The organism is Pseudalkalibacillus sp. NRS-1564 (assembly GCF_050467905.1).
Lineage (GTDB): Bacteria > Bacillota > Bacilli > Bacillales > Guptibacillaceae > Guptibacillus > Guptibacillus hwajinpoensis_B.
The window spans coordinates 118,398-140,198 of sequence record NZ_JBITPM010000012.1 but is presented as its reverse complement, the minus strand read 5'-3'; the positions used below and the strand labels follow the sequence as shown (position 1 = coordinate 140,198).

23 protein-coding genes, 7 tRNA genes, 1 pseudogene and 1 riboswitch are annotated in these 21,801 nt (G+C 38.0%); of the genes and pseudogenes, 20 read left to right on the top strand and 11 right to left on the bottom strand.

The window, feature by feature from the left end; all coding sequences use genetic code 11:
- Positions 1-2 precede the first annotated feature (2 nt).
- Positions 3-608, bottom strand: coding sequence for a Holliday junction resolvase RecU (gene recU / locus ACIFPW_RS06730; protein WP_430243033.1), 606 nt, complete (start codon positions 606-608; stop codon positions 3-5).
- 98 nt (positions 609-706) lie between these two features.
- Here recU and ACIFPW_RS06725 point away from each other — a divergent pair, with 98 nt between their 5' ends.
- From ACIFPW_RS06725 to ACIFPW_RS06705, 5 genes are all read left to right on the top strand, one after another.
- Positions 707-1,657 carry a DUF2515 family protein gene (locus ACIFPW_RS06725; RefSeq protein WP_430243032.1) on the top strand — a complete coding sequence of 317 codons (951 nt, stop codon included), beginning with the start codon at positions 707-709 and terminating at the stop codon, positions 1,655-1,657.
- Between the two features lie 333 nt (positions 1,658-1,990).
- Positions 1,991-2,485 (top strand): MerR family transcriptional regulator, encoded by a 495-nt coding sequence (locus ACIFPW_RS06720; RefSeq protein ID WP_430243031.1) that lies wholly within the window; start codon positions 1,991-1,993, stop codon positions 2,483-2,485.
- Positions 2,486-2,592: 107 nt separating this feature from the next.
- A complete protein-coding gene (locus ACIFPW_RS06715; protein WP_194221884.1) occupies positions 2,593-2,955 on the top strand; it encodes a YppE family protein in 363 nt (120 codons plus the stop codon).
- Positions 2,956-3,057: 102 nt separating this feature from the next.
- Positions 3,058-3,312, top strand: a complete 255-nt coding sequence (locus tag ACIFPW_RS06710; RefSeq protein WP_194221883.1) for a DNA alkylation repair protein — start codon at positions 3,058-3,060, stop codon at positions 3,310-3,312.
- 54 nt (positions 3,313-3,366) lie between these two features.
- Positions 3,367-3,864 (top strand): hypothetical protein, encoded by a 498-nt coding sequence (locus tag ACIFPW_RS06705; protein WP_430243029.1) that lies wholly within the window; start codon positions 3,367-3,369, stop codon positions 3,862-3,864.
- A 51-nt stretch (positions 3,865-3,915) separates the two neighbouring features.
- Here ACIFPW_RS06705 and ACIFPW_RS06700 read toward each other — a convergent pair whose 3' ends face one another.
- A complete protein-coding gene (locus ACIFPW_RS06700; RefSeq protein WP_098443926.1) occupies positions 3,916-4,119 on the bottom strand; it encodes an alpha/beta-type small acid-soluble spore protein in 204 nt (67 codons plus the stop codon).
- A 175-nt stretch (positions 4,120-4,294) separates the two neighbouring features.
- Between ACIFPW_RS06700 and ACIFPW_RS06695 the strand changes: the two genes are divergently transcribed.
- Together ACIFPW_RS06695 and ACIFPW_RS06690 are read left to right on the top strand one after the other, a co-directional pair.
- Complete coding sequence (locus ACIFPW_RS06695; RefSeq protein ID WP_194221881.1) at positions 4,295-4,459, top strand: hypothetical protein; 165 nt, start codon at positions 4,295-4,297, stop codon at positions 4,457-4,459.
- Between the two features lie 268 nt (positions 4,460-4,727).
- Positions 4,728-5,936 carry a D-alanyl-D-alanine carboxypeptidase family protein gene (locus tag ACIFPW_RS06690; protein WP_430243027.1) on the top strand — a complete coding sequence of 403 codons (1,209 nt, stop codon included), beginning with the start codon at positions 4,728-4,730 and terminating at the stop codon, positions 5,934-5,936.
- A 54-nt stretch (positions 5,937-5,990) separates the two neighbouring features.
- On the opposite strand, the gene ACIFPW_RS06685 is transcribed toward ACIFPW_RS06690, so the two are convergent.
- The 7 genes from ACIFPW_RS06685 to kynU form a co-directional block, all read right to left on the bottom strand.
- Positions 5,991-6,905, bottom strand: a complete 915-nt coding sequence (locus tag ACIFPW_RS06685; protein WP_430243025.1) for an NAD(P)/FAD-dependent oxidoreductase — start codon at positions 6,903-6,905, stop codon at positions 5,991-5,993.
- A 10-nt stretch (positions 6,906-6,915) separates the two neighbouring features.
- Positions 6,916-7,449 carry a 5' nucleotidase, NT5C type gene (locus tag ACIFPW_RS06680; protein WP_430243023.1) on the bottom strand — a complete coding sequence of 178 codons (534 nt, stop codon included), beginning with the start codon at positions 7,447-7,449 and terminating at the stop codon, positions 6,916-6,918.
- 197 nt (positions 7,450-7,646) lie between these two features.
- Positions 7,647-7,811, bottom strand: coding sequence for a YjcZ family sporulation protein (locus tag ACIFPW_RS06675; RefSeq protein WP_370314233.1), 165 nt, complete (start codon positions 7,809-7,811; stop codon positions 7,647-7,649).
- 112 nt (positions 7,812-7,923) lie between these two features.
- The gene (locus ACIFPW_RS06670) at positions 7,924-9,306 is read right to left on the bottom strand and encodes an alanine/glycine:cation symporter family protein (RefSeq protein WP_430243021.1); all 1,383 of its coding nucleotides are present in this window, start codon (positions 9,304-9,306) and stop codon (positions 7,924-7,926) included.
- A gap of 123 nt (positions 9,307-9,429) precedes the next feature.
- Positions 9,430-9,714, bottom strand: a complete 285-nt coding sequence (locus tag ACIFPW_RS06665; RefSeq protein WP_194221876.1) for a spore coat protein — start codon at positions 9,712-9,714, stop codon at positions 9,430-9,432.
- Between the two features lie 11 nt (positions 9,715-9,725).
- The gene (locus ACIFPW_RS06660) at positions 9,726-9,911 is read right to left on the bottom strand and encodes a hypothetical protein (RefSeq protein ID WP_430243019.1); all 186 of its coding nucleotides are present in this window, start codon (positions 9,909-9,911) and stop codon (positions 9,726-9,728) included.
- A 58-nt stretch (positions 9,912-9,969) separates the two neighbouring features.
- Positions 9,970-11,247: a kynureninase gene (kynU, locus tag ACIFPW_RS06655; RefSeq protein ID WP_430243018.1), complete on the bottom strand. Its 1,278-nt coding sequence runs from the start codon at positions 11,245-11,247 to the stop codon at positions 9,970-9,972.
- A 162-nt stretch (positions 11,248-11,409) separates the two neighbouring features.
- Between kynU and ACIFPW_RS06650 the strand changes: the two genes are divergently transcribed.
- From ACIFPW_RS06650 to fbp, 11 genes are all read left to right on the top strand, one after another.
- Positions 11,410-11,494, top strand: a tRNA-Leu gene (locus ACIFPW_RS06650).
- 10 nt (positions 11,495-11,504) lie between these two features.
- Positions 11,505-11,581 (top strand) — tRNA-Arg (locus ACIFPW_RS06645).
- A gap of 14 nt (positions 11,582-11,595) precedes the next feature.
- Positions 11,596-11,672: transfer RNA gene (locus ACIFPW_RS06640), tRNA-Met, on the top strand.
- A 17-nt stretch (positions 11,673-11,689) separates the two neighbouring features.
- Positions 11,690-11,774, top strand: a tRNA-Tyr gene (locus ACIFPW_RS06635).
- Positions 11,775-11,778: 4 nt separating this feature from the next.
- Positions 11,779-11,853, top strand: a tRNA-Gln gene (locus tag ACIFPW_RS06630).
- 5 nt (positions 11,854-11,858) lie between these two features.
- A tRNA-Gly gene (locus ACIFPW_RS06625) sits at positions 11,859-11,932 on the top strand.
- A 91-nt stretch (positions 11,933-12,023) separates the two neighbouring features.
- Positions 12,024-12,097, top strand: a tRNA-Arg gene (locus ACIFPW_RS06620).
- A gap of 134 nt (positions 12,098-12,231) precedes the next feature.
- Complete coding sequence (locus tag ACIFPW_RS06615; protein WP_430243016.1) at positions 12,232-12,528, top strand: hypothetical protein; 297 nt, start codon at positions 12,232-12,234, stop codon at positions 12,526-12,528.
- Between the two features lie 10 nt (positions 12,529-12,538).
- Positions 12,539-13,543, top strand: coding sequence for an ATP-binding protein (locus ACIFPW_RS06610; protein WP_430243015.1), 1,005 nt, complete (start codon positions 12,539-12,541; stop codon positions 13,541-13,543).
- A 189-nt stretch (positions 13,544-13,732) separates the two neighbouring features.
- Positions 13,733-13,815, top strand: a riboswitch (ZMP/ZTP riboswitch).
- A gap of 41 nt (positions 13,816-13,856) precedes the next feature.
- Entirely contained in the window at positions 13,857-14,702 is an 846-nt protein-coding gene (locus ACIFPW_RS06605) for a bifunctional 5,10-methylenetetrahydrofolate dehydrogenase/5,10-methenyltetrahydrofolate cyclohydrolase (protein ID WP_430243013.1), read from the top strand.
- 381 nt (positions 14,703-15,083) lie between these two features.
- Positions 15,084-17,015 carry a fructose-1,6-bisphosphatase gene (gene fbp / locus ACIFPW_RS06600; protein ID WP_430243012.1) on the top strand — a complete coding sequence of 644 codons (1,932 nt, stop codon included), beginning with the start codon at positions 15,084-15,086 and terminating at the stop codon, positions 17,013-17,015.
- Positions 17,016-17,155: 140 nt separating this feature from the next.
- Here the strand turns inward: fbp and ACIFPW_RS06595 are convergent.
- Positions 17,156-17,740: pseudogene (locus ACIFPW_RS06595) on the bottom strand (GH25 family lysozyme); the annotation flags it as partial.
- 392 nt (positions 17,741-18,132) lie between these two features.
- Here ACIFPW_RS06595 and ACIFPW_RS06590 point away from each other — a divergent pair.
- The gene (locus tag ACIFPW_RS06590; RefSeq protein ID WP_430243010.1) at positions 18,133-19,128 is read left to right on the top strand and encodes an LCP family protein; all 996 of its coding nucleotides are present in this window, start codon (positions 18,133-18,135) and stop codon (positions 19,126-19,128) included.
- Between the two features lie 395 nt (positions 19,129-19,523).
- Entirely contained in the window at positions 19,524-20,441 is a 918-nt protein-coding gene (locus ACIFPW_RS06585; protein WP_430243008.1) for an HNH endonuclease, read from the top strand.
- Positions 20,442-20,611: 170 nt separating this feature from the next.
- Here ACIFPW_RS06585 and ACIFPW_RS06580 read toward each other — a convergent pair whose 3' ends face one another.
- On the bottom strand, positions 20,612-21,607 hold the full coding sequence (locus tag ACIFPW_RS06580; protein ID WP_430243006.1) for an aldo/keto reductase: 996 nt from the start codon (positions 21,605-21,607) through the stop codon (positions 20,612-20,614).
- Positions 21,608-21,801 lie beyond the last annotated feature (194 nt).

Here is a 21,801-nt window from a genome sequence, read left to right as displayed (position 1 = left end):
GTTTAATAACTGAAGTACATTTTATCAATAATCTTGATATAGTCAATGCGCGGTTGATAGGTATAAGGAATATGCGTTCCCTGCTTTTCAATCTCCTCTTTTCTAATGGATTTTCTTCCGCCAATTTTCATTGTTTCCCAGTGGGAAAAGAGCATAGCGGCATCCATAAGGAACACTTCGTCAGTGATTGAAAAACGTAAAAGCACAAAGCAGATTCCGTTGTGCTCATGAACTTGTTTCATATGTTCAATTTGATGTTCATGAAAGTTACTTAATGGAAAAGCTGTTTTGTTTTTTGTTTCCTTCGCTTCAAAATCCACATACCTTCCTTTGTAAACGCCATTATAATCAGTCGTAGATGCCTGCTTAAAGTAGGCCTCCTTTATCACGGCTGCGCTTCGTTTGGGATAATCAACGTTAACAATTTGAACAGGCGTAGGCTTTTTGTGTATAACAGCTTTGCCTGTTGAGAGATAATACGTATTACTATGATTAATATCTTCCTCTAATGTCATACCACGGTTGCTGTATGTTTTTTGTTTCTGATTTGCTAGCTGATTCTGAGCCGAAGGGACGTACGGCTTTCCGTTCGGATATCGAATCGGCACGTTAACCATCCTTTCTATATAAAAGGTGCACTGAATCTATTTTACTTTACTTATTACGAGTTGTACGACAAAAATGTTTCAAGCAGGTGAAAAAAATTGTGGAGAACGTCACGAAAACAATCACAAAAGCGATAGAAAAATGGAACATTGACAATATTTCACGTACCGTATTTTATCAAGATTTTTTCAATCGGAATCCAGAAATAAAATGGTCGTTCCTTGCCGCGATGGTTTCTAGGAATGCCGGTTGGAGTATGACTGACTTACAAGGAGAATGGTTTCCTAAGGCAATAAAGGAAGAGCAATTAATGAAGTTATTCCTAACATATGAACGAGCTAATTGGATCATCTTTGCAGACGCAGCCCCACAGCTATTGCTCTATGAGCTAGGTAAGAAAGCAAACACTTCCTTCTTCCATTTTGGTAGAGATCTTGGAATATCGTGCTTTATGTTAGAAGAATGGAAAACTTTTCTTGAGTTAGGTGATCAGGATCGTTTAATGACGGCGTTAATTATTAATGAGCAGCACGTGATTGAAGGACCGCTTATGGAACATCATTTATATGCTAAGAAGGTATTTCGTTCATTGCTATTCACCATTCAAGATTGGTTCCATTTTAGCACAGTTCTTTTTCCGACAGTGAGGGGAGAGCTATTTGGTTTATCAGTTAGTGGTTTTCGTCATACGCGTAACCGAATTAAGCTAGGAAAAAGCTTAGCTAAGCTCCTCTTTCATCCTAATTATTTTAGTGCATTTTATCATTTTGCAATGAAAGTTGCTCCAACGGGATCACGCTACGATTATGAAAGGTTCATGGGGAAAAGAAGAGAGGGACCAATGTTAAGACAGGTTTATCCAATTATTCCTCATCATCAACAGGATAAGAAAGATTGGTTTAGAGGTCAATTACTAGTAAAAAAAATGATGAAAGTTGAAGCGGAATTACCAGATAAAGTTCTCATTTCAGATTGGTATGAAAGAAAGAGAAGTCAGATCAGAATTGCGATGGAAGTGGAAAATCTGCTCATACAAAAAAGCAGGAAATAGCCCTGCTTTTAAGTGGAAGGTCGATCTGGTCCTTCCATTTTCTTATTTCCATATCCAGTTCTAGTTTCTTCCTGAGTTTTGCCTTTACGTTTTGTTTGATCAAGTTTTTGCTTTTTGGTCATTATACTGACACCTCCTTACTTTAGTTTGAGCAGATGTTACAAAAACATTCCTATTCATTGTCGAAATCCTTTTCCTTTAGCATTAAACCACTACCTTTGCCGAAACCGTACTAGTTTTGTCAACGAAGAAGGCAAATAAAAAAGAAAGGCGAATATTACGTATACAAACTAACAGGCGAAGGCCTGAGAATGACAGAAGGGATGGGATTGCATGTTATTAAAAACAAAGCAAGTTTCGGATGAACTTGGTGTAAACCCTACTACTGTTCAGCGTTGGGTTAAGTATTTTGACCTATCATGTGAGAAGAATGAACTTGGCCACTTTTTATTTTCTAATGAAACACTTGAGGAGCTAAAATCGATTAAAAACGATTTAAGAAGGGGTTACTCAATGGAGAAAATTAAATCAGCTGGTAAAAACAATTCAAAAGTTGCAATGGTAACACCGGAACGATTTGAGCAAAGGTTAGATCGCTTCTCAGTAAGGCTAGAACAGCTTGAGCGACAGTTAGATGAAAAAGCTAATGAGGTTATCACCGTTCAAGTACTTCAGCATCGATCTGAACTGGAAGAGCTAGTCAAGAAAGTTTCTTCGTTAGAAGAAAAATTATCTGAGCTTGAGGATCATACTTCGATACATGAGGCAGTAGGTCAGTCGACGGGCAAAGGCAAGCGTCCCTGGATCATGAGTTTATTCAGTTTCTAGAGATCTTTACGTTCCCTTCTGACCTTATGTCCTAAATGGATATAAGGTTTTTGTATGTGTTTGGTGACCAGTGAGTATGGTAGGATAAGGGAGTAGGGGTGAATGAAATGGAAGATACACAAAAATTATTAAAGCTAACAAAACAGCTAATCACAATAAATGAAGAAGCGAGAGTACAATATACTACTCGCACACATCTTGATACGTACAAAGTTAACTTCTATGAAGAAGTGAAACCTTTTGCCGATCGAGCACTTGAGATTTTGAAGGTATGGGAACCATTAGCAAGAGCATGGGTAATGGAAAACAAACCTAAATATTTATATCCAATTCAAATTAAAAACACATTCGAAAATATAGAAATGGTTTCAGTTGTGGCGTGGCAGAAGGATACTGGACCTAAGAAATTTAATGAGCGTGTCCAATCTGTTGAATATGTACTTGAAAAAATAATTGAGCAAGTAACATAACGAGCTTGATGCTCGTTATTTAATGTATAATTTCACATACCATACTAAAATGAATAAATTTCCCTTTTTTTGAGTAACACTAAAGAAAAAGGGAGTGAGTTTATGACTGCGTATTTGTGCCCACGATGTAAAACCAATCGAATGAGATTTAATAAAATTGAGCAAAAAGCGACTTCAGTTAAATTAGATCCTCAATCTGGAGAAGTGATGTCTATTATAGAAGAGGGAAAAGCTGATCCATTCCATATGGTTTATAAAGGACCAAGCATACGAGTTCAATGTGGGGCATGTGGCGAAATTGGAGACGAAGAAACCTTTATTCAATTTGCTCGATCACATCCACGTGCTAATTCTTAATGACTTTTCCCTCCTTTATTCATGATATAGTGAGAATGTAAGGAGGGGGACAGGATGTTTGATCCAACTATATATGAGAATGTAAAAGTAGTTCTTGAGGGAGAGCTATATGATCGAGATCTTGATGGTGAGATCTCCATCATCAATCGAAAAGATCTGGTTGATTTAGCTTCTCTTTCAAGAAAGTATCAAGTAGAGTTTAGTGAAAATGAACATGTGAATGTAACGATTGAACTTTTTGCTGATCTAGCTAGTTTCAGTGCGGAGCAGCTTAAGCTAGAGCATGTTCAAGCAGGATGTGAAATCAAAATTCTGTTTGATGTTGCCATATCAGATGCAGAGGACTGTGAACAGATTGAAGAAGATATCCGAAGTATTTGGGGTTATCGACCTGCTATCCGACAAACGATATCTTTCCCATACGAGGATGAGGAACAATTAAAGACTCACATTGTTTTAGAATTTAACCGTCGAATTAATGAAGATCAAATAAGTGATCTTTCGGAGTTAATTGCACATGCTGTACAAACTTCAACGTTACTTGGAGAATAAAGAAGAAGGCGGATTGCTCCGCCCTCTATATCCATACTATGCAGTTGGTGATTAGTAGCTTCCGCCGCCCATTTGCTGTTCAGCCATTTGGACAAGGCGCTTAGTGATTTCTCCTCCAACAGAACCGTTAGAGCGAGCAGTGGAGTCTGGGCCAAGTTGAACGCCGAATTCGCTAGCAATTTCGTACTTCATTTGATCTAAAGCCTGTTGTACACCAGGGACTACCAGATTGTTTGAGCTATTGTTGTTTGCCATGTTGTGTACACCTCCTTGACTAATATAATGCTCAGGAGTAAAGAATGATATACAATCTTAATATAGGCACTTTTTGGTAGTTACGGAGACGTTCATTTTTCTGAAAATTTAGAGGGTTCTGTATTTGGGTAACGAATATGTTATTTAGAGACTAATGAACTGGAGGGATATAAGAATGGATCGCTTTATTACTAAGACAGGATTTTATCAAAACCTCGATAAAAGAAGGTTGGAATATTGGTTGGTGATATCTGAAGAAAATAAAGTGCTTGTATCCTGGGTCTGCTGGAGTGCCCCTCAAACCATGGTAGAGCAGTGGAAAGGATCGTATGCTTCTTAACTAAACCGCCCTGAGCGGTTTTTATTATGGTTGAATTTATTTTTACTTCTATCAAATTCAGGATTCACAAATAAAAAAGAAAATGAAAAATTAGTTCATTCCAATACTTTTATATTAAAAGTTGTTAGAGAGGGTATAAAGAAATAAGTATTTTCTGTTTTACCACTCTTAGCTATAATAGAAAACGGATCAGGTCTTTTATACTAGACAATGTATGAAAATATGGAACGAACAGTTTAAATAGCATTTAAAAGAAAGAGGAGCTTCCATGATTCTAAAACACTATTCGAATCTTATAATGGTCATATGTTTAACTGTAAGCTTATTTCCATCAGTAACGCAAGCACAGGAACTACCAAATGTAAGAAGCGAAACCGCTATACTGATCGATGGCAAAACAGGACAAATTCTTTTTAATAAGAATGGCAATGACGAAATGTACCCGGCGAGTATTACAAAAATTGTGACTGCATTTATGGCTGTTAAATCCGGAGAGATGGATGATATGGTAACGGTAAGCGAGCGTGCACGTAAAGCAGATGGTACTAGGGTGTATTTGAAAGAAGGAGAAATCGTTTCGTTAGAAAAATTAGTTAAAGGAATGATGGTTAATTCCGGAAATGACGCTGCAATCGCTATAGCTGAGCATTTAAGTGGAAGTGTGGAATCGTTTTCTGAAGATATGAACGAATTTTTACGTGAAGAAATTGGTGTCAAAAATACGAATTTTGTTAACCCAAATGGACTTTTTAATGAGAATCATGTAACGACTGCAGAAGATATGGCTAGAATAACACAGTACGCCATGAAAAATGAGCAGTTTCGATCTTTGATAGGAATCAAAAAATTAGAATGGGTTGGTGAAGATTGGGAAACGACGCTTATTAACCATCATCGACTCTTACTCGATTATGACTTTGTTACAGGTGGAAAAAATGGGTATGTCTCAGAGTCTGGCTTCACTTTAGTGACAACCGCATCAAAAGACGGTCAAGAATTGATTGCTGTTACGATGAAAGCAAACGATGATCAAATCGCTTATCAGGACACATTATCCATGCTTAACTATGGGTTTAATGCTTTCACGCCAGTTGAGTATAAGAAGGGGACTGATTTAGGAGTTGGAAATAATGAGGAATATAGTCTTTCTGAGGATATGACCCTTTATCAAGTTGGAGATGACGAGCTAGATCTTACCATATCTGATAACAATATTCTTGAAAGTAAAGGGGCTTCATATGTTTCCATTCTGGATGCTGATTTTCTTGAAGTGAATTCTTTAGAAGAAGACAAAGGTGCGACAATAGTGGAAAGTGAAACAAAACCAGCAGCAAAAGTAAAAGATGAAGAAACAGCATCATTGCTGTCTAGTGAAAATATTTTCTATTTTGGGATCGGCGTTTTTGTGGTAATTTTACTATCTTTATTTTTTGGAAGAAGTCACTCTTCTCAAAAAAGACATCGAACTTTTCCTTAAAATCAACTTTCAAACCTAACATTGAAAATTAAAAAAGGACCTCAGGGTCCTTTTTTAATTTTCAAGAAAGAACGATAGCTGTTTGACAGAGGTCATTCCTTGTCCAACTGAGGAGGCAATACTTGATAACAGCGGTCTAGTGCAAACATCTCCTGCAGCATAGACGAATGGCAGAGATGTTTCACCATAAGAGTTGCATCGAATGTATCCTTCCTGATCGACGTCAATGCCATCCTCGTAAGGTTCAGTGTTTGGTTTAACACCAATTCGAATGAACAGACCATCAACCATCATTGTAAAGTGATGATCTTCGTCAGCGAGGAATAGTTTCTTCTTTCCTTTTCCATCTATTTTTGTAATAAACGTTTTTGTTAGTATGTCGATGTTTGGGTGGAGCATGACAGGTTCTTTGTATTCCTTACGAGCTTTAAAACAATCAGAACGATGTATTAGTGTAACTTGAGAACCAGCTTCAGCAAGAAGAAGAGCTCCTTCGAATGCGCGGTCTCCGCCCCCGATTACAGCAACATGTTTGCCTTTGAATTTCAATTTATCTCGAGTTGCCGAGTATACTTCTTTTTGCTCGATCATTTCTTGTTCACCAGGAACATCTAGCCTACGTGGGGAAGACCCTGATGCAATTAGCAAAGTGCGAAATGTATATGAATTGCCTTCTGCTGTTTGAAGTATCCGATTAGTCCAATCGATCGACTTAACGCAAGTGTTTGTAACATAATCACATTTGATTTCCTCAGCATGTTTGATGAACTGTTCCTGTAAAACCTGACCGTTTGCAACCACCATACCTGGGTAGTCTACAATTTGATTATAGATTGTACTTAATTGCCCCCCAAGGCTATCCTTTGCTTCAAGCAATAAATGATTAATGCCTAGTCTTTTAGCCCATATTCCAGCAGAAATTCCAGCGGGTCCTCCACCGATTATTAGCAAATCTGTTCGTTGAGTCACCACTGTACCCTCACTTCCATGTTGAAAGCCATTCTTCAAATTCCAACCAGTTATTCACGCGAGGGACGTCGACATATTGATTATAACGATAGTTCATCGCAATGGCCATTCTCCCTGAATTTTTAAATGCGATGAGGTTGTGTGGAGCATCATCAAATAATAAATCTCCGCGAATCATTTCTTTTCTATGCGAGAAAATCAAATTTCTTTTGCCGATAAACGGAAGGTGTTTTTCTACCCATTGTTCTTTTTCAGTGTAAGCATATGTACGGCTACTCGTGACAATCATTACGTCATACACGGATGAAAGACGTTCCATTACTTCAATAGCATGTGGTAGAGGCTTGAGTTCAAGAAATAGACCTGGCTGATCAAGGTATTCATAAATTTTATCTCCACACTCATTTTTTACATAGTCTTCAGATCGCCAGCATTCAAGTTTCTCAACAGACAAGTCGTCATTGTAATCATGATTGTATCTCTGGTGCCATTCAGACATAAGGTCACATATAACCGAGTCCATATCGATTAATAAGGTTTTCATTGTCTCACTTCTTTCATCATACATTCTTTATCACTATAACAGGCAAAGTTAATTGGAACAATTGTTCAGGAAAGGACATGGAACGAACGTTCTTGATTTTTGACTCATCAAAAAATGAATGAACTATAAATCGAAAATTAAGCTAACATAGCGTAATTAAAAAAAGCAAGAACCAAGTGGCTCTTGCTTGTTAAAAACTAACATTTAATAAAAGCTGTTCCTACTATAATAAGCAGGATAAATAGTACAACAATTAGCGCAAAGCCGTTTCCAGCTGGTCGGTGACAAGGCATGCCGTAAGAAGCTCCAGCTACTGGTTGGTAAGGCTCATTTCCGTATGGTGCATTGTTTGCATGATACATATTAGGTCCCCCTTTAAATTCTCTTTCTTTACCACTGTATGTTTCCGTCTAGAAAAGATATAGGCAGGAGCGGAGAGGAACCTAAATTAGGTGAATGTCCCATGTGAATTTCTTATGAACTAATGCCTTTGTCTTTCGTTTGGGCTTGCTTTAAGAAATTTAATTTGTAGTCATCAGTTAGTTCTTTCACTTCCTTACTAAGGAATAAGATCGCAATAACGTTTGGGATAACAAACAAGGCGAGTGTAATGTCGACTAGCTCCCAAACAAATTGAAGTCCTCCTATAGCTCCAACAAAAATAGAAATAATATAAACAAATCGCATTACTCTAGAAAAGGGTGTGCCAAATAAGTATTCAGCTTGTTTCTCACCATAAAAGACAAGGACACCTATCGTACTGATAACAAAAATCAATAGGAGGGAAGAAACAAAGATGGGGCCCCATGTAGCTCCCATTAGTCCAGAGAAAGCATCTGAAACCATATCAGCTGCATTTGAGGGTTTAACGTCTTTCCAAGCTCCTGAAAGAAGCACTGTAAAAGCTGTTACTGTGCAGAGAACGATTGTATCGACAAAAACGCTGAAAATGCCCCATAATCCCTGTCTACATGGATGAGGCGTATGTGCTGCAGAATGGGCAATAGACGCCGTACCCATACCGGCTTCGTTTGAATAAAGCCCTCTAGCAAGGCCCCATCTAACAGCTGCAGCAAAACCAGCTCCGGCAAAACCTCCAGCTGCTGAGATCGGTTGAAAAGCATGTACGAAAATAAGTTTCATAACAGCTGGAAACTCTTCTATATTAATCACCATAACACCGATAGCGCCTGCAATATATGTAAGTACCATGAATGGAACAATCTTCTCAGCTACAGAACCAATTCTACGTATTCCACCGAATACAACAATTGATATAAGGATAATTAGTAAGACACCTGTTACCCAGGTCGGTAATCCAAAAGAACTCTCTGAGAGTGTTGAAATGGAGTTAGTTTGTACCATGACACTTGGAATGATTTCAATCATCAGTCCAAAAGCGAATAGAGATGAAGCGAACTTCCATCCCAAGCCTTTTTTTATGTAATACATTGGGCCGCCAACATAAACGCCGTTTTTGTCTTCCTCTCGGTATTTGATCCCGAGAACAATTTCTGAGAATTTTGTTGACATTCCAATAATAGCGACAATCCACATCCAGAAAATAGCGCCAGGTCCTCCAAAAGCGATTGCCACAGGAACCCCAACAATGTTTGTAGCACCTGCAGTAGATGCAAGAGCGGAGGCAAAGGCCTGAAATGGTGATATTGTGCCATCTCCTTTTTCTTTTTTGAAAATTTTACCAATTGTATGTTTTAAAGCGTGGGGAAAAAAGATTATTTGAAAGAAGCCGAGGCGGATTGTTAAAAATAATCCACCGCCTAAGAGTAAAATCATCATAGGATAACCCCAGATGAACGCGGAAAATTCAGTTATTGCATTAAGAATATAGTCCATATCAATCTCTCCCTATAGGTAATACTCATTTAATTATCCATATAAAGGGAGGCTGAAACTCTATTTACAAAATTATGAAAAAATGAGCATAAAGACACAGAGCCGGTTTTCACCGGCTCTGGATTAATGGACCTGAGGAGGCTGATTATTCTGTTGTTGCTGCGGAGCTGTTAGTTGGTTTTTAACTTGTTGAATTTCATTGGTTTGGGCTGGGGCAGCTGGCTGATAATACCCTTTTTGTTTAGCGTATTGATAAAGGTTATATTGTCGCTGCTCATCAGTATTTCTAATTTGTTGAAGAGCCTGACGAAGTTGTTGATTGTCAGCTTGAGAAATGACGCTCCCGTAATTACTTAAGCTGCTGTTCAATACGGATAAATAATCATTTACCATGTCTTTCTCATTCATAAAATCCCTCCTTAACTTAAGAAGCTGATTAATTGTTGTTGTGTGTTGCGTGCGTCTTGTGCATCCTTTTGAAGCATTTGCTTAAGCTGCGGACAAGTACAAGATTGGGCATAGGAATCAAGTTTGTTTGCGAGTGTTTCATGTCCGCCGATCATGTGACGCAGATTTTGAAGTTCAAGTTCGTTCAGCTGAGTCATCCTGTTTCCCTCCTTCATTTCACATAGTATGAATGGAGAAAAACCAAATTATACTCACTTAAGAGATAACGTTTCGCTCGTTAGAAAACTGCTGATACGTTTTTTCAATCATAATACTCTTTAGAATTTGGACAACATGATAAACATCTTCAAATGATGAATAGAGAGCAATTGGTGCAAGGCGAATGACGTTTGGTGAGCGGAAATCTGGAATGACGCCTTTTTGTTTTAGCGCTTTGCAAATTCGAGCAGCTTCATCGTGCTCGAGACAAATATGCCCACCCCGTCGATCATCTTCTGATGGATTAGTGATTGTAAAACCATCTTCAGCAAGATTTTCTTTAATAAGACACATTAAATAGTTGGTAAGAGACAATGATTTTTCTCGAATCGCATCTATGCCAGCTTCGTTCATCAATTCCAAAGCTCCTATTAAAGGAGCCATACTAAAAATGTGGGGTGTGCCTATTTGAAATGCGCCAGCGGTTTCAGCATGAGTAAGCGTATGGCTCATATCGAATTGCACTTCTTTCTTGGAACTGAACCATCCAGCAAGACCGGGGCGTCTGCCAAGGTGGTTTTCGTGCACAAAAAGTCCACCAACACCACCAGGGCCACTATTTAAGTACTTGTATGTACACCAAACCGCGAAGTCAACGTTCCAGTCGTGAAGTTTATGTGGAATGGCTCCGATTGAATGAGCTAAGTCAAAGCCAATGATTACTCCTTTAGAATGGGCTGCTTTTGTGATTTTTTCTATATTTAGTAATTGTCCGCTCCGGTAAAGTACGGAAGGGAGGAGAATAAGGGCTATAGTCTCATCGATGGCCTCAATGATATCTTCTTCCAGGATTGTTCTTCCGTCACGGCTCGGAACTTGCACTAGATTAGTTTCTGGGGATAACCCATGAAGTTCAAGCTGACTTTGAATAGCATAAATGTCAGATGGAAATGTTAAAGAATCGGCTAGTATTTTTGTTTTGTTTCCTGAAGGTTTAAAAAAAGTAGCGAGCATCTGATGAAGGTTAGTTGTAATTGAACCGGTAGTAATTGTTTCAGAAGCATGTGAACCGATTAGCGTTGATGTCATCTCACCGATGTTTTCTGCCATATAAAACCAAGGCTGCTTTCCATCAGACCAGCCATCAATTCCATGTTGCTTCCAGTCATCAAGAGATCGAAGAAGGGATGTTTCCGCATTCTTTGATAGAAGACCAAGTGAATTACCATCCAAATATAGCGTATTTGGATTTAAGTAAAACTTATCACGTAAATGGGCTAAAGGGTCTTTCTTGTCGAATTCTTTTGCGCCTGTAATGGACTGTGATAAACTCATATGTAACAGCTCCTTTTCTACAACTTATCGTATGAGAGGGAGAAGAGCATGTCAACGCTTTCACTCTTTGCAAAAGAAACTTTCTACATTTTTTTAGAATAATGATTGACATTTTAAATGATTCAATGGTATATTATTAAACGTCGCTGATGCACAGCACAAGCGGGTGTGGCGGAATTGGCAGACGCGCTAGACTTAGGATCTAGTGTCTTACGACGTGGGGGTTCAAGTCCCTTCACCCGCACCATATATTTTTTGCGCCCGTAGCTCAATTGGATAGAGCGTCTGACTACGGATCAGAAGGTTAGGGATTCGACTTCTCTCGGGCGCACCATACATAATTTAAGTGGCGGTGTAGCTCAGCTGGCTAGAGCGTACGGTTCATACCCGTGAGGTCGGGGGTTCGATCCCCTCCGCCGCTACCATATTACAATTTCATCATGGAGGGGTAGCGAAGTGGCTAAACGCGGCGGACTGTAAATCCGCTCCCTCAGGGTTCGGCGGTTCGAATCCGTCCCCCTCCACCATGATTGGGCTATAGCCAAGCGGTAAGGCAACGGATTTTGATTCCGTCATGCGTTGGTTCGAATCCAGCTAGCCCAGCCATTTTTGCGGGTGTAGTTTAGTGGTAAAACCTCAGCCTTCCAAGCTGATGTCGTGGGTTCGATCCCCATCACCCGCTCCATTACATATTGTAGAAGAGTTTTAAAAGCTACTTCACAACCTGATTTTAATCATGGTATACTTTTGTTGAGATTGAATACCATTCATATCGTGCGCCTTTAGCTCAGTAGGATAGAGCAACAGCCTTCTAAGCTGTGGGTCAGAGGTTCGAATCCTCTAAGGCGCATACCCAAAACTCCTTGAATAAGTAATCTTATTCAAGGAGTTTTTTTATTTTATTAACGGCACATGTGTGTTTGCACATAGGCTTCATTTCCAATAAACTAGTAATTAATAAATCACTTGGGAAATGGTGACGAAATGAAGCGATATAAAGGAAGAATTATATCTGTTGTAACGTTTTTTATGGCGATTTTATTATGGGATTATTGGCTTTATTCTGTGAATGAAATTAAAATCAATTGGTTAGTGGACATATTCTTTACGATCTCAGTTATGGTAATTGTTTGGTGGTTCTCTTCTTATTATGATCGCTCTGTCATACTTCTGTCCAAATTAAAAGATAGTGAGGAAAAATATCGTAAACTATCAGAAAACTATAATAGTGTCATAAAACAGCTTAAACGAAGTTGTTTTTCAAACTGGAATAGATGGTAGTTGGATCTGGTTGAATGAAGCGTGGGGTGAGTTAACTGGATACGATGTTCAGGAATCAATAGGCACATACAGCTTATCTTATATACATCCAGATGATCGGCTGAATTTACATAAAGAATTATCTCGATTCCAAGATGGCGCAGAAAAATCTAACGTATTTGAATTCAGGGTTCAGAAAAAAGGCGGGGGGTTCGTCTGGTGTGAGGTCTTTATTAAATATGAATATAGCTCTAAAGGAAGATTTGAAGGAATGACAGGAACGATTAAGGATAAAACCTTTAGAAAGCAATCAGAAGAGCGGTTACTTAAAACAAATGAAGCCCTTGCGGTTAAATCTGAAAAGCTAGCATCAGCTGCACAGCTTGCCGCTGGAATTGCTCATGAAGTTCGGAATCCTCTAACATCAGTGAAAGGATTTCTTCAACTGCTTGAGAAGAAGGAATCCACTATGCCGTATTTTGAAATAATCTTTTCAGAAATATCCCGTATCGAATTAGTGCTAAGTGAACTTCTAACGCTAGCAAAGCCGCATAGTACATTATTTACGAATGTTGAAATGAAAGGTTTATTAAAGCAGGTCTCAACCTTGATTGAGTCTAATGCTCTATTGAACGATGTGACATTACAAACGAATTTTGGGAATGAGGAAGCTGTTGTTTTTGCTGATCCTAATCAAATAAAGCAAGTGTTTATTAATCTCATGAAAAACGCTATTGAAGCAATGAGTCAAATGGAGAAATCGAAATATCTTCATGTGAGTATGGATGTTCAAGAGATGTTTATATCTGTAAGGATTACCGACAATGGCGCCGGTATTTCTAAAGAAGATATTGATCGACTAGGGGAACCATTTTTCACAACAAAAGAGAGTGGTACGGGGCTTGGGTTATCAGTTTGTTTGAAGATTATTGAACAACACGGAGGAGAGTTGCTAATAGAGAGTGAAGAAGGGCAAGGTTCTACCTTTGAAATGAAGTTACCTCGTATTATGATAGATCAGCACGTATTGGAATGAAAGGCGAGTGAAACGAAGATTTCACTCGAATGTGCCCAAATCAAGAATCAATAGGATAAGCTAATATAGCTGAAAATTAGAAAAAGACGAACGATACTTGTTATTCGAAGTTGTTTATTCACTTTTGGTGAGTTTTTTAGGTGTTTCTTTTGTTTTTTTATGAATTGTGCTACTATATCCGTAGAAACGATTCATTGCAGTAACTGACGACAAATGTGGAAATAACCACGAGGGAGCTGCGGTGTACAATGCCGGTCGTCTGGGCGAAGAAGTGAGTGACCTCATTCTTTACCAATTTTCAGGAGGAATAGAAATGACAATTGAAACTAAAATTTTAGACGGAAAAGCAGTTGCAAATCGCATAAAGGAAGATCTGAAAACAAGAGTAGCCTCTCTTAAAGAAAAAGAAGTTACACCAAGTCTTGTAACGATTCTAGTTGGAGATGATCCTTCTTCTGAAACGTATGTGAGAATGAAGGGCAACGCTTGTGAACGGGTAGGAATTACGTCTAAAAAAATTCATCTCCCTGAAGACACGACAACAGAAACGTTAGTTCAAACTATTGAGGAATTAAACAATGATACATCAGTACACGGTATCTTACTTCAACATCCAGTGCCATCGCAAGTTGATGAGCGTCTTGCTTTTGAAACCATTGCTATTGAGAAGGACGTTGATGGGGTAACAAGTGCTGGATATGGGCAAACAGCTCTTGGGTTTGGAACTTTCCCGTCCTGTACTCCAGCAGCTATTATGAAAATTATGGAAGAATATGATATTCAAGCTGAAGGAAAGCACGCTGTTGTTGTAGGTCGTAGTCCAATTCTAGGAAAACCAGTATCCGCTCTCTTATTAAATCAGAATGCTACAGTTACAACGTGTCATTCAAGGACCGCAGATCTTGCTTCTCATGTTCGTCAAGCAGATATTGTGATAGCTGCTGTAGGAAAACCAGAATTTATTAAAGGCGACTGGGTCAAAGAAGGCGCGGTTGTGCTCGATGCCGGGTACAACAAAGGCAATATCGGGGATGTTGAATATGAGGCTGCTGCTAGAAAGTCTTCCTATATCACACCTGTCCCAGGTGGAGTTGGACCTGTCACAATTGCTATGCTACTAAAGCATACGGTTGATGCAGCGGAGAAAACAATTCGTTAAAATAACATAAGATATGAAAAGCAGTTTAATGTAGGAGGACAAATACTTAATTTGTCCTTTAAGTTAAGCTGCTTTTTTAATTCAATCATTTCACCTTGGTTATGAACATAGTGGAATTATGTAAGGTGATCAATTATACGAACGAACATAGTTTTTATAATAGTCTCTTATTTCAGTAGATAAAAATGTGATACTATCATAGATAATGAATCGTTTACTCATCGCTTCACAAAGAAGTGATGAGTAGTAAGTGCCTTTTCCTTTCAGCAGTAATAAATGAGCCTGGAAATCAAGAAACATGCGATCACCTAATAGAATAGATTATACAAAGACGGTAATTTAACTTCCATAGTCATTAATATTGAAAGGGGATACATAATCATGAACACGAAATACTTAGATTTATTAGCTCAAAAATATGATAGTGAAGAAAAGGTAGTCACTGAAATAATCAACCTTAAATCCATTCTTAACTTACCAAAGGGTACGGAGCATTTTGTGAGTGATTTACATGGAGAATATCAAGCCTTTCAACATGTTTTAAGAAACGGTTCTGGGAAAGTGAAGGAGAAAATAACTGATCTTTTTGATGAGATACTACCAGAGAATGAGATTAATGAATTTGCCACGTTAGTTTATTATCCTGAAGAAAAAATAAAGTTAATTAAGAATGCTTTTGACAATGAAACAGAATTATTCCAATGGTACGCAGAAATTATAGAGCGGATGCTTAAGCTCATCTCTTATGCGTCCTCCAAATATACACGTTCGAAATTACGAAAAGCTTTACCTGCTCAGTTTGTTTATGTGATTGAAGAACTGCTATACAAAACGGACGATCTTACAAATAAGGAGACGTATTACCAGAAAATTCTCCAGCAAATTATTTCCCTCGGACAAGCTGATAAACTCATCATTGGTCTTGCATATACGACTCAGAGATTAGTCGTTGACCATCTTCACGTAGTAGGGGATATCTATGATCGAGGTCCAGAACCTGACAAAATTATGGAAACACTCATTAATTATCATTCAGTAGATATCCAGTGGGGAAACCATGATGTTCTATGGATAGGTGCGTTTGCTGGTTCAAAGGTTTGTCTCGCTAATATCATTCGTATATGCGCAAGGTATAACAATCTGGAGATTATTGAAGATGTGTATGGAATCAATCTTAGACCGCTTCTAAATCTTGCAGAGAAATACTATCATGACAATCCAGCGTTTACACCTAAAATTGATTCGGATGAGAAGCAATCGAATCATGAAAAATGTCAAATCACCAAAATTCATCAGGCGATAACTATGATTCAGTTCAAACTTGAAAGTCCGATTATAAAGAGGCGCTCGTATTTTAATATGTCGGAAAGGCTGTTGCTTGAGAAAATAGACTTTGATGAGAATAACATTACGCTTCACGGTAAAACGTATCCGCTTGAAAACACTTGTTTTGCGACCGTTAATCCAGAGCGACCGGATCAGTTATTGGAAGAAGAGGAGGAAGTAATCGATAAGCTGCTTTTTTCTCTCCAACACTCTGAAAAGCTGGCAAGGCATATGAATTTCTTGATGAAAAAAGGTTCTCTATATTTGAAGTACAACGGGAACTTATTAATACATGGATGTATTCCTTTAGATGAAAAAGGTAATATGGAAGAAATGATGATCGAAAACAAATCCTATGGAGGTCGTGAACTGCTTGACGTTTTTGAAAATTATCTTCGACATGCGTTTGCACATCCTGATGAAACAGACGATCTAGCAACGGATATGGTTTGGTATTTGTGGACCGGACAATATTCATCACTTTTTGGTAAAAGAGAAATGACCACTTTTGAACGTTATTTTATTAAGAATAAAGCAACTCATAAAGAAAGAAAGAACCCATATTACTATTTACGTGAAAACGAGAATACCTGCCGAGATATTCTTGAAGAATTTGATCTTAATCCAGATCAAGGTCATATTATTAACGGGCATACACCAGTAAAAGAAATAGACGGAGAGAACCCAATTAAGGCAAATGGTAAAATGATAGTGATAGATGGAGGCTTCTCTAAGGCTTATCAATCAACCACAGGTATTGCAGGATACACGTTATTATTTAATTCATACGGCATGCAACTTGTCGCACATAAACATTTTAATTCCAAAGATGAGGTTTTACTAAATGGAGCAGATGTTTTATCAGTAAAAAGGTTGGTAGATAAGGAGTTAGAGAGGAAAAAGGTTCGCGAAACGAACGTTGGAGAAGAATTGTTACAGGAAGTCTATTTTTTAAATAGTTTAATGGAATATCGTTATGTAAATTAAAGGAATCACATGCTAGGGTATAAGCGAATTTACAATTGCGGTTTACTATAAAAACAACCCACAGAAATGTGGGTTGTTTTTATAAGGGATATTCTGTAAATAACAACTCTAGCTCATTTGAGTTTTTAAAAGGTTCGAAATTAATAACCATACTTTTCAAACTCCTTCTTATTACCATGAAATACGTTAACATCTATGAACTTTTCTTCTCCGTTATACCCATTTAACTGCTCTTTGTCGGTATATTGCCAAAAAGTCCAAGATTGATTATCAGTTAAGGTTGGTTTAGTTAAAACATCTCTTATCCAAAGATCACACTGATTGAAGCTATCTTTGATATAGAGCTCATATGCCTCGTGAGTGGTATAAAGAATGACCTTTTTTTCATAGTGTTCTTCCAGCATCGTTATCATTGTCTGAAGCTCTGACTCTACTTCGCTTCTATCAGGAGGATTTTTTTCTTTATAAGCATAAAATTCAACATCAATAACAGGTGGTAATCCATACTTATCAATCGGTACGGTTTCGATAAAATGCTTGGCTTGCGTCGCTCCTTTACTATCAAAACTGAAGAAATGATAGGCGCCGATTCGTAAGTTAGTCTTTTGAGCATTTTTCCAATTCGTTTAATAATATGGATCGATAAATGAGCTTCCTTCTGTCGCTTTAATAAAAGCGAAGGACATACCTTGGTCCTGTATTTTGGTCCACTCAATCCCCCCCTTAATAGTTTGAAATGTATAGTTTAAAGTTGAATATACATATTAATTAATACTAGATTCACAAGGATTTTCATCTGTTTTTCAGATCAACGAAATAAAAAGTGAATATAACCTATTAAAAAATCATGAAATAATTGGTAAATTAATGTTACGATAAATAGTGGTATTCTGATGATAGCTTTAGAAAGTGGCTCATGTAGTAGATGAGTTTGTTTTAGAAAAATTTTTATGCAATTAACGATATGAGCTTATATTGTGGATAATATGATTTTTGCTAAATTCGAGTGAAACATTTACTTCAATCCTTTTTCAACATAGAGCGTAAATAAGCCAAAAGTATCGATAGTCATTAACACAGAACAAGTGAAAGAAAGGAATAATTAGCAGTGAAAGATATGAAAAATAGATTAGCTCATAGAAGGAAAAAGAAGCGTAAAAAGAAAATACTGTTTAGTGTCTCAATTCTATTACTAGTGATCGTTGGTATTGGTGGCTATCTAGGCTTCCAGGTTTATAACACGGCAAAGCAATCTTATAGTGAGCTTGATCGGGATAATGATATTTCAGAATTGAGAGAGACAAAAGTGGACATTGGAGAAGAGCCGATCTCGATTTTACTTCTTGGAATTGAAAACTACTCTTCAGATGGAAAGGGTGGAAGAGCTGATACCCAAATTGTTCTCACACTTGATCCTGTTTCAAAGAATGTTACTATGACAAGTATCCCAAGAGATACGAAGGTAGAAGTTCCTATAGAGAAAGTAGGAGAGGAATATGATGGTAGTCATAAAATAAACGCTGCTTATACATACGGATATCTTAGTGATTACGGGGCGAAGAAATTAGCCGTAGAAACAGTGGAAGATCTATTGAATATTCCGATAGATCGGTATGTAGCTGTTGATTTTGATGGTTTTCATGATATTGTTGACGCTATCGGCGGAGTAGAGGTTGAAGTTAAATACCCTTTCTGGGAAAAAAACTACTATTCAAATGATCGCATCTATTTCGATGAAGGCATAACCGAAATGAATGGTGAAGAGGCACTAGCCTTTGTAAGAATGAGGAAACGTGATATAAATACGGTGTATTCAAGAGAAGAGCGTCAAAGGCAGTTTATTAAAGCAACGGTCGACGAAATGAAGTCTGGAGACACGATCTTTGAGATTAATAAAATTTCAAATGTATTAAAAAATAATGTGGAAACAAATATTACACCAGGAGAGATTCTCGCTCTGCAGAGAGAATTTCCATCACTTAGTTCAACTGCAATTGAAACGAAAGAAATCAGGGGTACGACACCAGATGTAAGTGGTCCTTCTTACTTTATTCCAGATCTCGATCACCTAGAATTATTGAAGAGCCAATTAAGAGAAGCTCTCAATTTATAGAATTTAAACGACATGGATATACCAAGTAAGAGACCAACAAAGGAAAATTTGTTGGTCTCTTTTGAGTTCGCGTATGAATTTAACTCATGATTATTGGGCAACTACAAGAAAGGCTTTCTGACTTCGTTCATACTTCTTCAGTGAAAGCTCTATACGCAGATGATATTGCTCGTGTGGTGGTGGGATTATTTGTGTGTGGTCATGCACATGATGCAATAGAAACTATCTTATTAGGTTTTTTTGTCAGAAAAATTGCGTAGACTTTACTTGAATGATTCTTTCATCCACCATATACTCATACTAAGACAAGGAATAACGTTTTAAAAGGGAAAAACCCTTGTGTTTCATGTAGAATAACAACTAGAGGAATATGCTCGTCAGGTGGGGGAAGAAAGATGAATAGTTTTATTGTCATGCAAGGAGATACATACCATGAGGAAAAAGAATCGGGAGTGATTTGGTCTCCTAAAGAAGACAGGGGAGGTCAGGTACCTCATTCTTGGAAAAGGCTGAAAGAAGTGAGACAAGGAGATCCTATTTTCCACTATGTTAAGGGAGATATTGTTGCCGTTAGTATTGCAAAGGTTGATTGTAGCGAAGAAATGCAACCCTCAACGTTGTGGAATCAAACTGAATCTAAACAGGGGTATTTAGTGAAGTTAGAATATCAAGAATTGGATGTTCCGGTGAATGTGAAAGAGAAGTTTCAAGAAATTTCTCCTTTATTACCTCTTAAATATTCGCCGTTTCAAAATGATGCTAGCGGGAATCCTGGATACTTATATCCTTGTAATGAAGCATTAACGATTAAATTGCTTGAGCTTATTAGTGAGTCGAATTTTTATCGCGTAAATGAAGAGCAATTAGAACTTACAGTCGATGAAGTAAGACGAACCGATCGGAATACGCTCGTTCCGGTGATTACAGAAACGGAATCAGAAGCAAAAACGAAAATGAGGTGGGGCAAGCTTAAATTTAGAAATGAAGTAGCCCCGTTATGGAAAGAACAATGTGCATTATGTGCGATTAACTTGCCGGAATTATTGAAGGCTAGTCACTCTAAACCGTGGAAGGATTGCTCCAATGATGAGCGATTGGATCCTTATAACGGGTTGTTACTTTGTCGAAACCATGCAGGTTTATATGAGGAAGGGCTAATTGCGTTTGATGGTCAGGGTCGCTTGCATATTTCTTCGATTATGCAAGAAAAAGATTACGAAATATACGGATTAGTGGAGCGAGCAAAAATCAGCATTCATCAGGAAAATAAAGTGTATTTCAAGTGGCATAAGCGAAAGATATTTAGAAAGTAATTTTCACAGTTTGGCTATGGGGTTGAACTCGATAAAGTATCTGTTTAGGGTTACAGTGCCATTTGAAAATATATAAGAAAGAATGGACTTCTCTTCATGAGAAGTCCATTCTTTCTTTGAGCTTTAATTATAACTCTTTTAGTTAAGCGCAACTTACCAAGAAAAATAATCTATCTAACATTGCTAGGTAAAGGGGCATTTGATGAAATGAATCCTCTGCTGAGCAATTCATCCCAGAACGCTTTCGGTATATCGCGTTGAATCATATCGAGATCTTCCTTAATTCGATCTGGACGTGTTGATCCCGGAATGACTGATCTTACAGCAGGATGAGAAGTTGAAAATTGAAGGGCTGCTGCTTTTAATGGGACATCATATTTCTGACCTATTTCGTTTAGCTGATTGACTCTGGCAATAATATCAGCATCCGCCTTCTCATAATTGTAATGATCCCCGCCTAGCAATACACCGGAGTTATAAGGAGATCCAACGACGATGTCTACATTTTTTTCTACAGCTTTTTTCATCATTCGTCGTAAAGCCTGTTCATGCTGTAGCAATGTATATTGGGTAGCCGACAAGCATACATCCGGTTGAGTTTCTTCAAGCTCCATTGCTTTTTCAATCGGTTCTGTCGTATTAACACCAAGGCCCCACGACTTGATTACTCCTTCTTCGCGAAGGCGTGTCAACACACGAAAAGCTCCTTCACGAGCTTCATCAAATTTGGCTAGCCACTCATCCCCGTGAAAATCAGGGGAAATGTCATGAACAAAGACAAAGTCTAATCGATCTGTTTTTAATCGCTTCAGGCTTTGTTCAATAGATCGCTTCGTTGCATCTTCCGTGTAGTCCGTAATCACTTTATTATTCCGGGCATATTGGAATAAACCTTCCTTATTTTCTGTATCGTCAGTAATATAACGGCCAACTTTTGTACTTAATAAATAGTCATCACGGTTATATTGCGATAGCACGTTACCTAGGCGCATCTCAGCCAAACCTGCACCGTAGAAAGGGGCAGTATCAAAATAACGTACTCCTTGATCCCACGCGGTTTGAATCGTTTTGCGTGCTTCTTCTTCTGGAACTTCCCTGAACATATTACCTAAAGGAGCAGTACCTAATCCTACTTGATGTTTTAATGCATTTTCAAAGGATGTCATAAGTTCAATTCCACCTTTAATTAAATGATATAATTTTCTACCCAGAAAAAGGGGGAAGTAAACGCGATAGAATAAGAAATGGCAAGAGAATATGCAGTCACTATATCAAAATAGATTACTAGTTTTATCATCCATTAAGGAGTTATTCCGTCTTAAGTAGTGAGAAATCGATAACGGCATTTCGTGAGGGTTGG